The following is a 13,394-nucleotide window of genomic DNA, read 5'->3' as shown; positions in this document are numbered from 1 at the left end:
CCTTACTCTATAATATCGCCACGCAGCAAATACTTACATACCGCAACAGTACTCACAAATCCTAACATAGCGATTAACAGCGCTGCTTCAAAATATAATGCAGTGCCCATACTCATACCGTATAAAATGATCAATGCGATTGTATTGATATACATCGTATCGAGTGCAAGTATTCTATCGGGTATAGAAGGTCCCATTAATAAGCGCCATACATTTAATAATAACGACAAACCTATCATAGCAAAAACAATTGAAATCACAGTTTCTAACATTGAAACATCTCCTTAAGAGGCGCTTCATAGCGTTGTTTAATCATTTTTATTAAGGCCTGTTCATCTTTTAGATCTAAAACGTGTATTAGCAAAAACTGTTGTTCAAGCTTTTCACCTTCACTCAAGCTTTCTCTCCAAGGGTACACTTCCGCACTGACAGTGCCTGGCGTTAATGACACAGTACTTGCCAAAATAGTAATGGGCAAACTGTGTGTTAAGTCTAATGGTACTTTAACAAACCCAGGTGTTAGTTTTTTAGTGGGCCCTAATATTAAAATAGCAACCTGAACATTGGCCGTAATAATGTCATATAAAACCAACGCTAAATGGCGCAACGCTAAACCAGGCTTAATAATGATGGGTTGCTTTGTTCTAAACGGGCTAGTCACCAAAGGAATGACTATCGCTAAAGTAGTGGCTAAGAAAATATGCCCTGCTGACAAGCTGTTATTTAACACCAACCAGACAGTAAACAGTACCAGGCTCATTAAAGGAGCGGGTAGCCATTTAAATCGTGTTTCTAATCGCATTACTGTCCTCCTGAAAGGATAAGTTTAATGTTGTTATTAAAATCATGTAACTGGGTAGCTGCACCAATGGCATACTCACTTAATGGTCCAGCAAAAATAGTCATTAATGGTGCACCAGAGATGAGAATAAGCAAGGCGACTAATTGCGCTGGATGAACACGTTCTTGCTTTGTATCAGTGGTTATTTTAGCATGATGATGCCAAAACAAAGTGCTACCTGCTTTAGACACAGCAAATAATATAGCTAAACTTGCAAAAAGATATATTGGCCAAAACACCAAGGTATATTCAGCATTTAAAGTTGCTTTAAGCAGCCATACTTTTCCAATGAAACCAGACAAAGGTGGCATGCCTATCACCGCAATCGCAGCAATCAAAAAACAAGCGCCAAGCAACTTTGGCTGAGAAACAGCAGAGCCTGCAGAAATACGGTCGGCAACATCACCACGTTGGCGACCAATTAAGTCAGCTAAAATAAAGAGTGCTGCTGTAACCAACGTTGAGTGCACTAAGTAATAGATAGCTGCGGAAGTTGCTTCAATAGTTTGTACCGCAACTAATGCAACCAAGGTACCCACCGACACAATCACCAAATTAGCGATTAACTTTCTTAAATCTTTACTGGCTAAAACACCTACCGCGCCCATAGCAATTGTAGCAAGCCCTAACCACCACAACCAACTTTGCGCCATATGAGTTAATTCGCCCGCTTCATCACCAAATATAAGTGTATAAACACGCATCATTGAATAGACACCCACTTTGGTCATAATGGCAAATAATGCCGCGACAACAGGTATTGCTGTTGCATAAGTATTAGGTAACCATAAATGGAGTGGTAGCAAAGCGCCTTTTAAAGCAAATACCACCAATAATAACATCCCACCAATTTTGGCTAAGTAAACATCATCACCTTGTAAAAGTGCTACTTTCTGAGCCATATCAGCCATATTTAGTGTACCTAATACACCATATAAAATCCCTAAAGCAATCAAGAAAATCGCTGAGCCAACCAGATTAAGGATCACGTACTGCAAAGCAACTCGGGTATTTTTTTTATCTCCACCATGCATTAGCAACGAATACGAGGCGATAAGTAATACTTCAAAAAAAACGAATAGATTAAAAGCATCACCGGTTAAGAATGCGCCGTTGACCCCTAAAATTAAAAAATGTACAAGTGGATGAAAAAAACTCCCTTTATCATCATCTCCTGCACTCGCATATAACACACAGACAACACCGAGCAATGTCGTTAAACACACTAATAATGTCGAGAGGGGATCAGCAACGAGTACAATACCAAAGGGTGCACTCCAATCGCCGATAGCATAAACCTGAGTACCATCAGCTTGGACTTTGAGTAGTAAAGCCAATGAGACGGCAAATGTAAAAACGCTGAGTACGACAGAAGCCACTCTTCGGGTACTTTTATTAGAGCCAAAGGGAGGCATCAATAAAATAACACCCGCGAGTATCGGCAATAAAATCGGTAAAAAGGTCAAATTCTGGATCATACGTTTACCTTTTTATCTTTTTCTGGCTGGCCATCTACATGGTCACTGCCTAGATCTGCTCGCCCTCTGATAGCTAAAATAACCACGAAGGCAGTCATTGCAAAACCAATAACTATCGCGGTTAACACTAAAGCTTGTGGCAATGGATCCGTATATTCTGAAGAGGTTCCAAGCACCGCAGCATTATTGATGCTAAGCCGCCCAGATGAAAACAGAAATAAATTAACCGCGTAAGAAAACATCGTTAGCCCTAATACGATAGGGAACGTTCTAGAACGTAAGATTAGAAACACGCCACAAGACACTAAAAGCCCAACGCAGGATGCGTAAAGTAATTCCATTAAATTTTCACCTCTTCTTTAGGCCCGCTCGCTAATTGACCAAGACTTGCCAAAATCATTAATGTCGCGCCTACAACTGTAATATAAACACCCAGATCAAAGATCAGTGCACTGGCAAGTTCAATTTTACCAATAATGGGAATATCGAAATAGTCAAACCACGTAGTCATGAACGGCCTACCAAAGAACCAACTACCCACACCAGTAAATGTCGCAATAGCAATTCCTGAGGCAATAATTTTCCGATAATTAATCGTTAAACGAGTAGATATCCAGGCTGAGCCGTGTGCAATATACTGTAAAATAAAGGCAACTGAGGTCACTAAACCTGCAATAAATCCACCACCGGGAAGATTATGACCACGTAAGAAAATATAAAACGAGATCATTAATGCCAAGGGGAGTAATGACTGAGAAATACTGGCTAATAAAATAGGGTAACGCTCTTTCGCCCATAGTCGCCCTTCACTATCCCTAACAGGAAGAAGTAACGGTAGGTTGATTAAAAGCTTATAAATACCCAGCGCAGCAATACCTAATACGCAAATTTCACCTAAGGTGTCAAAGCCGCGAAAATCAACCAAAATAACATTAACAACGTTGGTACCGCCGCCACCTGTTTTAGCATTGGCTAAGAAGAATTCTGATATTGACTCAAGTGGGCGGGTAATTAATGCATAGCAAATACTCGCGACGACAACCCCTAAAGCAGCAGAGATCCCTAAATCGCGTACCACACGTAAAGAGCTAGACTCTTTGGGTGAATGCTGTGGCAAGAAAAACAAGGCCAGCATCAGTAAAACAATAGTGACGACTTCAACCGTTAATTGCGTTAAGGCTAAATCAGGTGCTGAGAAGCGAGTAAACACGACAGACACCATTAAACCAACAACTGATATCATCAATAATGACACCACTCTTGCGCGGTACCAAATCACCGTACTTATTGCGCCAATCATTAATAATGCTGCGCCAATCGCGTTATGAAGATCAATTGGCGTCAATTCTTTTTGCCCGCTTAGTTGGTGCATTTCAAATAATGGCCAACCAGCAAAGATTAAAACAAAAACAAACATTAGCATTAGATAACGTTGTAAAGAACCATTTTCTATGTCGTTTATTTTTCGCTGACTCCACTTTGTGATGAGATATATACTGTCATCAAAAGCCTTCTTGGCGTTCAAGTTAGGCATAGATGCCTGAAATTGAAACAGATAACGTCGCTGGGTATACAGAAATAAACCACCGATTACCGCTATAGCACTCATCAAGAGTGGCAAATTAAAACCGTGCCATAACGCAACTTTAAATTCAGGAACATATCCACCGAGTACAGCAAAAGACGCTGCTTTTAAAATGTCATCAATAATAAAGTTAGGGAATACCCCGACGATTAAACATAAAGCGACCAGTATTTCGATAGGCACTCGCATATAACGCGGTGGCTCACTGGGTTGTTTAGGTAAATCTATAGGGTCACCATTAAAGAAAACATCGTGAATAAAACGAGCTGAGTAAGCCACAGCTAATGCTCCTGCAACGGTAGCAAGTACAGGTATAAGCCAAGACATAGACCCAAGTAATTGTTGATGCAGTGTTTCAGCAAAAAACATTTCTTTAGACAAGAAACCATTTAGCAGCGGTACACCGGCCATCGCGGCCGCAGCAACCATTGCTAACGTCGCGGTATAAGGCATAAATCGCCACATACCGTTGAGTTTCCGCATGTCACGCGTACCCGTTTCATGATCAATAATACCCGTTGCCATAAATAATGAAGCTTTAAATATAGCATGATTGATTATATGAAAAATGGCAGCAACAGCGGCAAGCTTAGTGTCCAAACCAAATAATAAAGTGATTAACCCTAAATGACTGATCGTTGAATAGGCTAACAGCCCTTTTAAATCATGTTTAAATAACGCAATATAAGCGCCGAGTAACATGGTAGTTAATCCGGTTAAACTCACCAGAATAAACCATATATCGGTACCCGCTAATGCAGGATAAAAACGCGCTAATAAGAAAATCCCAGCCTTTACCATAGTAGCAGAATGTAGATAAGCACTTACCGGCGTTGGCGCAGCCATAGCATGAGGTAGCCAAAAGTGAAAAGGAAACTGTGCCGATTTTGTGAAAGCGCCCAGTAAGACTAAAATTAGAGTGATTTCATACCAAGCATGCGCTTGAATAATTTCTCTGCTCGCTAAGATCGCATCTAAATTGTAACTACCAACGATATTACCTAGTAAAAGTAAACCCGCCAGCAATGCTAAACCACCACCACCGGTTACGATTAAGGCCATGATTGCGCCCTTTCGTGCCTCGGGTTTATGCCACCAATAGCTAATTAACAAAAACGAACTAATACTGGTTAGCTCCCAAAAGAACCAGAGCTGAATGATATTATTCGACATGACAATACCAAGCATCGCTGTCATAAATAACATCAAATAAGCATAAAGCTTGGGCATAGAGTCTTTACTACTGAGGTAATAACGGGCATAAAAGATAACTAATATGCCTATTCCTAAGATCATAAATACAAACAACAGCGCTAAGCCATCTAAACGAAAGGCGATATCTATACCCAGTAAAGGGATCCAAGAGATTGTTTCCCTAATAACCTTGCCAGCAAAAATAGCTGGCGCTAAGCTAATCGTCATCAATAATGCAATGATAGGCATTAACAACGTCAACGCAGTTGATTGATTACGTGTTAATTTTCCCGTTCTTGAGGAAATAATACTGCCGAGTAACGATAGCAAGGGTATCCAAAGCAAAGTCATAGAGTAAGCCTTTTTATTTTTATAATTATAAGTAATGACATCGGAACATAGACATAATATGTCGCTAAACTAAATTTAACAACATTATCTCCTTATAAAAGTGTAATTGAAATTAATTTAAAAGCACTTAAGTATAAACTGAATAAAAGTTAAGCGGCGAATATTCGGAAAAGCATTGTTTTTTTCGACGATTGTTTGATTATCAACCACAGTGCATTGGTTAATAAGAGAATAGTCGGTATAGTGTTAATTTACTATATAAATAGAAGACTTACCATAATGAAAAAATTAGATGATATAGATTTACGCATTTTAACCATTTTATATCGCGATGCTGATATCACTAATAAAGAGTTAGCTTCTCAAATAGGGGTGGCACCTTCTACGTGTTTAGAGCGTGTAAAGCGTATGAAACATAAAAATATAATTACCGGCGCTTGTATCGAGATTGATTTCAAAAGTTTAGGTGGAAATATAGAAGCCATTGCCGCTATTCGCTTGCAGCCCTATTCTGAAGATATTGTTAACAACCTTCGCGACGATTTACTTAAACTTCCTGAAATTGTTAGCTTATATCACATGGGCGGCAGCTATGATTACTTCATTCATATGTCAGTTAAAGACAGTGAACATTTACGACAGTTTGTCTTCAATGCAATTACCTCAAGAGATGAAGTAACCACCGTAGAAACCTCTCTTATTTTTGAACACAGTCGCAGCGGGGTATTGCCCAACTTTGATGATGAGGACTAATCAGTCTGAGTAATTATGCGATAGTGCTTTAACGCTAGAAGCCTCGTTTTAAAGAAGGCTTCTATTTATAATAATTATTTTTCAAAGTCTTTGCTTTCAAAATAAAGTGGACTTATTGTGCCGCAATTGAGGAACTTATACAGCAGCTCAGTTTCTTTTGGCACAGCTGCTGAAGTACGAAAACGTGGCAAACACCCTGCTTCTACGTCAATATTTAGTAAGTGTGAAAAGCTAGGTGCTTTTTGAATTTTATGAATATAAATTTTATAATTCTTTTTCAAATCGACAACGTCATACTCTTGCTGATTACTTGAATCCTTTATATCGTCAAGTTCACGAACGTATAATTTTTTAGCAAAGGTTAAGGGGATATTTTCATAAACCAACATTCCCCCTCGAGAAAAATGCCCTGCGTATACATCAGCCATAATGACCATTTCCTCGCCTCGCATCAAACGTTGCAAATTAAAAGGCTTGGCTTTTATCGTCGTTAATTGCCCATCACGTACGGTTTGCAAAAGTGCTAAATCTTTATTCTCAATTTTATATAATAACTGCACATTACTTGGCCTATCATAGGTTGTCATCACCGAAGCATATATAGCAGAGCGCTGAACAAAGAGCACCATATTATGTTCACCCATAAATGAAGGGTCTATTGGTGGTAACTCTTTAACTTCTTCATTAGCAAAGCTGGTTGAATTTAATATAATTAAGAGTAAAACAAGTAAAAGTCTTTTCATTAAAGTTCGCTCGATAAAATGTGTTTGACGTTAGGCCAACACGAGTGATTGGTCTAATTATAAAAGGTGATTATAAACCATCTATAAAAAAAGGCTAAATGAATTAACATTCAACCAATTTGTTTTAAAAATACAGCGCTATAAATATAAAGTGACTAATATCGTTACTTGTCAGTCTTTGAACGCTTTGTTTTAACAATCCTACTTTGTTTATTATGCTTTTCGTTTGAACGCTTTGTTTTAATGACCCTACTTTGGTTATCATGCTTTTTGTTTGAACCTTGTCTTTTAGAACTAATTGAAGTATTAGCAGAACGATAAGTCTGCTGCTTGGCACTTTTCTTATCAATTTTAGTGGCAAGCTGTTTGGGCCTTTCTTTATTTACAGTTCGACTCGCTCGGTAAACCTTTTCGGCTTTAGTTTTTTTAGACTGATCATAAGATCTGTGCTGTCTTGTTGTCGGCTTTGATACATGTTTTGCTACAGGTTTTGAAAAAGTATTTGTCGCCTTGTCAGTGATACGGTTTACTCGTCGAGCGCTTTCATTGGGCTTGTGCCTTATGGTAGATACAGCTCGCTTGGTATTACCTTGTAGCTTATTGTGCACGACAGCATGATTTCTATTGCTAGATTCGCTGCTCCTTACTCGCTTGTCCTTATACTTAACGCGAGTATGCTTGTTTCGATAAGCCACACCTTTACGGTGAACGGGCTGGTGTCTCCAACGTTTAGCATAGCCACCATTAGCAATTAAGTGACGAGGACGCTGTTCATAGTAGCGATATGAAGAACGTCGAGTATTCGCTACAACCACCTGGCGATTATGCCAATGAAAAGCACTAAAAAAATAATCAAACGAAATATGAACGCCAGCATGCCAATAAAAAGGATTGGAGCGACTTACATAAACACTTCTCTGCGGTTGCCAGTAAACAGGAGGATAAGATGACCAATGCCAAGCACCATAAACCATGCGTGTATCATAATACGGCACATAAACAATCTCCTTCTCTCTTGCTTCAATAACAATATTACTGTCTTGATAGCTAACCTCCATATTATCCATTTCACCCAGGTTTCCGGCAAGTTGAGCTTGCTTTCTTAACCGTTGAATACTTTCTAATAATATCGACTCATCTTGTAAAAAAGCATCACCAAGCTGTTGAGTCCAGGTTAAATCTTCACTAAGTCGGCTAAGAATACGCTCAAAAGGCACTAATGCTTTAACACTGGCATCCCAATTAAAATCTTTTACCGCTTGAGCCACTTGCTCAGTATTTAGTCTTGTGTTTTTCTTTAGCCAGCGATGGGCTTCGATTATTTCAATAGGATAGGTAGCAGCAATTAAAATATGAGTTAATAAGCTGTCGGGATAAAGTGCAATGGGTGCTAGCATTTGTGCTAATTCAGCTTCACTAAATAGCTGCTGCTCTTGTTGCTCTTGTTGCTGAAGCGCTGACTGTGAAGGCTGGTACTCAGCGTACAAGTTAAAGCTAACTAAGGCAGCAAAGCTGAATAAAAACGTGACTTTTTTCATCGTTATAATCCTTATGACTAATTCTAGAACACAAAGATAACAACACTAAACTGAACGTAACCTGAACAGTTTTCTCGGCTATTTGTTAACAAAGCCTACAAGGGTTTAAAAGATAAGTGTAAAAACAGCACCATTAAGTGTTGTTGAGTTACTGATGGTTAATTGGCCTTGATAACTACTGACTAAATCATTAACAATAGCTAAACCAATACCATGACCCGCTTGATAGGTGTCTGCTCTGCCACCACGCGATAAAATAATATCGCGTTGAGACGCTTCAATACCCGCGCCATCATCGGCAATTTCAATCGTTAATATTTTTGCAGAACTAATCACGCTAATGGCAATTTTATGCTTAGCCGCTTTACAGGCGTTATCGAGAAGGTTTCCTAAAATTTCCATTAAATCGGCTTCATCACCCTTAAATATAGCACTTGCATCAACATTGACGGCAAATGATAAATTCTTATCATGATATATTTTCGCTAACGTGCTGATTAGCTTGTCAACAACGGGCTTAATTTTTACACCTAAGTGCCATGAAGACTGCCCGGCACTTTGAGCTCTTTTAAGTTGATGTTCAATAATGTTATTAATTAATGTTAATTGTTCACTGGCGCTTGCTGAAATATTCTGTTGGCTTTGAATTACTGCCAGTGGATTTTTAAGGCTATGCGCTAAATCTGACAAGGCGTTACGATAGCGTTTTCGTTGGTTCTCTTCCAGTGCCAATAAGGCGTTTAATTGCTGAGTCACCGGTTGTAACTCAAGAGGATAGTTGGCGTCTAGGGCTTTCTTTTGGCCTTTTTCTATATGCTCAAGCTCTTGAGATAATACGGTTAGTGGTTTTAAGGTCCATAATAACCAGGCAATTTGTACAAAAACAAAGACAACCATTAATGCCAGCAGCCATGCCCATAATGTTTTTTCAAAGTCATTGAGAGCGCTTAATAAGGCTTGTTGGTCTTTTATCAGATGCAGTGTTATTTCAAAGTCTTGGCCGTTATCAGAAAAACTCGCACTAAAGCTATAAAGTAGATGAGGACTGTCCGCTAGGCTTATTTTTGAAATCAGTGTTTGCCCAACATCAGGCGATGGCAATACCGCAGTTAGAGACAAGGTCAGCAGAGATTGTGATTGCCAAAGTATTTTGTTTTTTATCGCGCCTATTTGCGTTTCTTTTGACCGTTTGGTAATTAAGGCATACAAGCCTGATTGGTTAATATTGAATTGGTTTTCTAGCAAGAGCTCCGGCATTAACAAGAGATTATTTTCAACTTCTGCCACAGTAAAAATAGAATAACTATAGGCTTTTAACTCGTTTTTCAACGCTACATTTAATTGCCGTTCAAAGGCATTCGATAAGGTTAAGCCAATAATAGGCAGCATCACTACCGTCATCGCTAACGTACTTAATAATAATCGAACTTTTAAGGAGTTCATTTACTTGGTATATCCACGTGACCTCATTAATCTAACCGCTTTAATTTATAGCCATGGCCGCGCAAGGTTTCGATAAAACCATAGCTATTATCTGGGTCGAGTTTTTTTCTTAAGCGCCTGATAAATACTTCAATAACATTTGAATCGAGATCGAAGTCTTGGTCATAAATATGTTCAGTCAGTGTTGCTTTTGAAGTCACTTCGTCAAGGTGAAGCATCATATACTCAAGTAACTTATATTCTGAACTACTTAACTTTATTGCTTTATTATCAACTTCAACCTGCAAGCTTTTGGTATTAAGACTTAACGGGCCATTCTTTATTAACGGACTTGCTTGCCCTGCAGAACGTCTGATCAGTGCATTTAAGCGGGCGAGTAATTCTTCAGCTTGAAAAGGTTTGGTTAAATAATCATCGGCTCCAGCATCTAAGCCAGCCACTTTATCCTGCCAACTATCTCTTGCAGTTAACACCAAAATGGGAAAGCCGATATTTTTTTCACGCAGACATCTAATCACACTGATACCGTCTATTATAGGTAAACCAACATCTATAATAGCAGCGTCGTATGGATATTCTTGCCCTTGAAATAAGCCTGTTTCGCCATCACTGGCCACATCGACTAGATAATGAGCGGCAGTTAAATGGGCATATAGGTTTTGCTGTAAAGCAATATCGTCTTCAATAAATAACAACCGCATAGTGATCACCCTCCATTAATTTTCCCTGTCTTAGCATCAACATAAATAGAAATGATATGACCATCAGTTTTAATTAATTTTACCCGATAACCCGACTTTTTATTCTCAACTTTTAACACTTTTCCACCAAAACGACTTTTAGCTAATTTTGCGGCATCTTTACTACTTTTCACTTTCAACTGTTGCTGATTATTTTTTTGCATATTACTTGCTGATACACCCGTTCCTTGAGCCATTGCATCAATAGAAAGTGTAGCGATAAAAAGAAAAACTAACGGTAAAGCAAATTTCATGGTTATTCCAAAGACAAAGTTAAAAGTGAGTCTAACTATACATAGCCATAGCTTATTTAAAATTATAAACCTTAGCAACTGAATATCAGCTGAACATTCCTTTAAAGCCGCTATATCGATTTTATAACGAGGGATAACTAGAGTTCCCGCTGATAAATCAACAGATATATCATAGCTTACCAGTGAACTACTCGGCACTAAAGTACCGAGTTTTTTCGACAGTACTGATAAAGTGTTCAGCTTACATTCATCTTTACTGCGCTTTAATAGCACCACTAAACAAAGCAGGTAGGATATATTATGTTAATAAATAATAAAGCAGCGAAGTCAGTTCGTGCGAATTCACTTAAAAAAATAATGTTATTGATAACCTTTAGCATATTACCTTTAACTTATGTCACTGCCAGCGAATTAAAGGTTTTACCCGCTAGTGTTTCTCAAGGAGCACTTAAACACAGTATCACTGAGTCACAGCGAAAAAAAATAATTGCAACGAATAAGCTAGCCGAGCTATCCGATCAAGTCAGCGGCAAAGCGAATACTCACATAAGAGGCTCTACACTTAATAATCAAGCAAAGAGCACTGCACAAGCAAAAAGTGGTGAAGCCACACAAAAAGTGAGTAACCACTATGATCAGCAGTTCACTATTTATAGTGCGGCGAGTTTTCTGCAAGAAGATTATGACAGAGATGGCTATTATCAAACTTTCAGTGTGACTTTTGATGCAGACGTATATAGCTATAGCGAAAATCACCTCGCCGAAGTGTATGCTTTACTCTATCTCAGTAAAAATGGTGGCCCTTGGCAGCACTATTTCACCACAGATAATTTTCTTATAGAAGGTGATACTGATGCCGATGAATACGAAGTAATTTCTACATTTATGTCGGGCTATGAAAGTGATCACTACGATGTGTTAATCGACTTATATCAAGTTGGTTATCAGGGGATCGCTGCGAGTTACAGTGCGGATGACAGTAACGCGTTATACGCACTGCCGTTAGAGAGTGCTGAGTATGACCAGGTTTATACTGAAGTCATAGAAGTAATAGAAGTCGTCGAGATCAGACAAACTCATGGCGGCAGTCTGTTTGGCTTATTATTGGTATTACTCAGTGGTCTACTTATGCGAGTAAAGCGCCATTAATCATTAGCCAGAAAAACAAAAAAGCCACAAACAAGTTTGTGGCTTTTTTAATGTCTATATTTCAACAAACTTTTAGCTCATCGAATGGCAGTACTTTAGCTTTTCAGGTCATCAAAAAACTTTTTAACGCCATCAAAGAAACCGGTCTCTTTAGGGCTATGCTTTATGGTGCTTTTACCCATTTTTTCGTCTAACTGACGCAGTAAATCTGCTTGATCGCCAGACAAGTTAACCGGTGTTTCTAGAACAACTTTACACATCAAGTCGCCTATTGAGTGGCTGCGTACTGATTTAACACCTTTACCACGTAAACGGAACATTTTACCCGTTTGCGTTTCTTTAGGTATTTTCAGCTTCACTTTACCTTCAAGTGTTGGTACTTCTATTTCGCCACCCAATGCTGCTGTGGTAAAGCTAATAGGCACTTCACAATAAAGGTTGTTTTCATCACGGACAAATATTTTATGATCACGTACATTTGCTTGTACATATAAATCACCTGCAGGTGCACCATGTTCACCAGCTTCACCTTCGCCTGACAAGCGAATTCTGTCACCTGTATCTACACCTGGCGGTATTTTCACTGAAAGTGTTTTGGTTTTTTCAACTCGGCCTTGACCGCGACATGAGGTACAAGGGCTAGCAATAACTTTACCTTTACCACTACATGTTGGACAAGTCTGTTGAACAGCAAACAAACCTTGACGCATTTGTACCTGGCCATGACCATGACAAGTTGTACAAGATTTTGCACTGGTACCTTTTTTAGCGCCAGAACCATCACAAGGCTCACAACTAACAAAAGTTGGTACTTTAATTTCTAAGGTTTTACCCCGAACAGCATCTTCAAGACTTAACTCTAGGTTGTAGCGAAGATCTGAACCTCGTTGTTGACGTTGCTGACGTCCGCCACCGCGGCCACCACCAAAAATATCACCAAAAATATCACCAAAATCTTGACCGAAGCCTCCGCCACCATGACCACCGCCACCGCCATGACCACCTTGTTCAAATGCAGCATGACCATATTGGTCAAACGCAGCACGCTTTTGGTCGTCATTTAGAATTTCATAAGCTTCTTTAACTTCTTTAAATAGCTCTTCTTTGTCTTTATCACCGGCATTACGATCAGGATGAAGCTTCATCGCTAAACGTTTGTAGGCTTTTTTGATATCACGCTCAGACGCATCTTTTGATACTTCTAGCACTTCATAATAATCGCGTTTTGACATAGTGACTTCTTTTAACTGGTGTTGAAATTTTAGATATTAATTAAGTAAAATGACATTATAAATAGTTAGCTATTTTCAATGGCATTTTATAAC

At 38.9% G+C, this 13,394-nt stretch carries 13 protein-coding genes; 2 read left to right on the top strand and 11 right to left on the bottom strand.

Annotated elements, in window-relative coordinates; all coding sequences use genetic code 11:
* Positions 1-2: 2 nt before the first annotated feature.
* The 5 genes from H4J70_RS17735 to H4J70_RS17715 are packed head-to-tail and all read right to left on the bottom strand — an operon-like array spanning position 3 to position 5,449.
* Positions 3-272: a K+/H+ antiporter subunit F gene (locus H4J70_RS17735; RefSeq protein ID WP_182176009.1), complete on the bottom strand. Its 270-nt coding sequence runs from the start codon at positions 270-272 to the stop codon at positions 3-5.
* Positions 266-802: a Na+/H+ antiporter subunit E gene (locus H4J70_RS17730; protein WP_070374295.1), complete on the bottom strand. Its 537-nt coding sequence runs from the start codon at positions 800-802 to the stop codon at positions 266-268. Before H4J70_RS17730 ends, H4J70_RS17735 begins: the two co-directional genes overlap by 7 nt.
* Positions 802-2,319, bottom strand: a complete 1,518-nt coding sequence (locus tag H4J70_RS17725; protein WP_182214016.1) for a monovalent cation/H+ antiporter subunit D — start codon at positions 2,317-2,319, stop codon at positions 802-804. The genes H4J70_RS17730 and H4J70_RS17725 overlap by 1 nt, the downstream gene beginning before the upstream one ends.
* The gene (locus tag H4J70_RS17720; RefSeq protein WP_070374297.1) at positions 2,316-2,660 is read right to left on the bottom strand and encodes a Na+/H+ antiporter subunit C; all 345 of its coding nucleotides are present in this window, start codon (positions 2,658-2,660) and stop codon (positions 2,316-2,318) included. The genes H4J70_RS17725 and H4J70_RS17720 overlap by 4 nt, the downstream gene beginning before the upstream one ends.
* Positions 2,660-5,449, bottom strand: a complete 2,790-nt coding sequence (locus H4J70_RS17715) for a monovalent cation/H+ antiporter subunit A (RefSeq protein ID WP_182214018.1) — start codon at positions 5,447-5,449, stop codon at positions 2,660-2,662. Before H4J70_RS17715 ends, H4J70_RS17720 begins: the two co-directional genes overlap by 1 nt.
* A gap of 279 nt (positions 5,450-5,728) precedes the next feature.
* Between H4J70_RS17715 and H4J70_RS17710 the strand changes: the two genes are divergently transcribed.
* On the top strand, positions 5,729-6,202 hold the full coding sequence (locus tag H4J70_RS17710; protein ID WP_070374299.1) for an Lrp/AsnC family transcriptional regulator: 474 nt from the start codon (positions 5,729-5,731) through the stop codon (positions 6,200-6,202).
* 74 nt (positions 6,203-6,276) lie between these two features.
* On the opposite strand, the gene H4J70_RS17705 is transcribed toward H4J70_RS17710, so the two are convergent.
* From H4J70_RS17705 to H4J70_RS17685, 5 genes are all read right to left on the bottom strand, one after another.
* Positions 6,277-6,945, bottom strand: coding sequence for a hypothetical protein (locus H4J70_RS17705; RefSeq protein ID WP_182230836.1), 669 nt, complete (start codon positions 6,943-6,945; stop codon positions 6,277-6,279).
* 164 nt (positions 6,946-7,109) lie between these two features.
* Positions 7,110-8,483: a DUF3300 domain-containing protein gene (locus tag H4J70_RS17700; RefSeq protein ID WP_182251587.1), complete on the bottom strand. Its 1,374-nt coding sequence runs from the start codon at positions 8,481-8,483 to the stop codon at positions 7,110-7,112.
* A gap of 105 nt (positions 8,484-8,588) precedes the next feature.
* Positions 8,589-9,926, bottom strand: a complete 1,338-nt coding sequence (locus tag H4J70_RS17695) for an ATP-binding protein (RefSeq protein ID WP_182251586.1) — start codon at positions 9,924-9,926, stop codon at positions 8,589-8,591.
* 26 nt (positions 9,927-9,952) lie between these two features.
* The gene (locus H4J70_RS17690) at positions 9,953-10,627 is read right to left on the bottom strand and encodes a response regulator transcription factor (RefSeq protein ID WP_182251585.1); all 675 of its coding nucleotides are present in this window, start codon (positions 10,625-10,627) and stop codon (positions 9,953-9,955) included.
* A 5-nt stretch (positions 10,628-10,632) separates the two neighbouring features.
* Entirely contained in the window at positions 10,633-10,920 is a 288-nt protein-coding gene (locus tag H4J70_RS17685; RefSeq protein ID WP_182214025.1) for a PepSY domain-containing protein, read from the bottom strand.
* 300 nt (positions 10,921-11,220) lie between these two features.
* Between H4J70_RS17685 and H4J70_RS17680 the strand changes: the two genes are divergently transcribed.
* On the top strand, positions 11,221-12,069 hold the full coding sequence (locus tag H4J70_RS17680; RefSeq protein ID WP_182251584.1) for a choice-of-anchor H family protein: 849 nt from the start codon (positions 11,221-11,223) through the stop codon (positions 12,067-12,069).
* Positions 12,070-12,164: 95 nt separating this feature from the next.
* On the opposite strand, the gene dnaJ is transcribed toward H4J70_RS17680, so the two are convergent.
* Complete coding sequence (dnaJ, locus tag H4J70_RS17675; protein ID WP_070374306.1) at positions 12,165-13,301, bottom strand: molecular chaperone DnaJ; 1,137 nt, start codon at positions 13,299-13,301, stop codon at positions 12,165-12,167.
* Between the last annotated feature and the right edge of the window lie 93 nt (positions 13,302-13,394).

It is taken from the genome of Colwellia sp. BRX8-9 (assembly GCF_014077245.1).
Taxonomy (GTDB): Bacteria; Pseudomonadota; Gammaproteobacteria; order Enterobacterales; family Alteromonadaceae; genus Colwellia_A.
The sequence above is the reverse complement of the archived record's forward strand: the minus strand, read 5'-3'. Positions and strand labels throughout refer to the sequence as shown.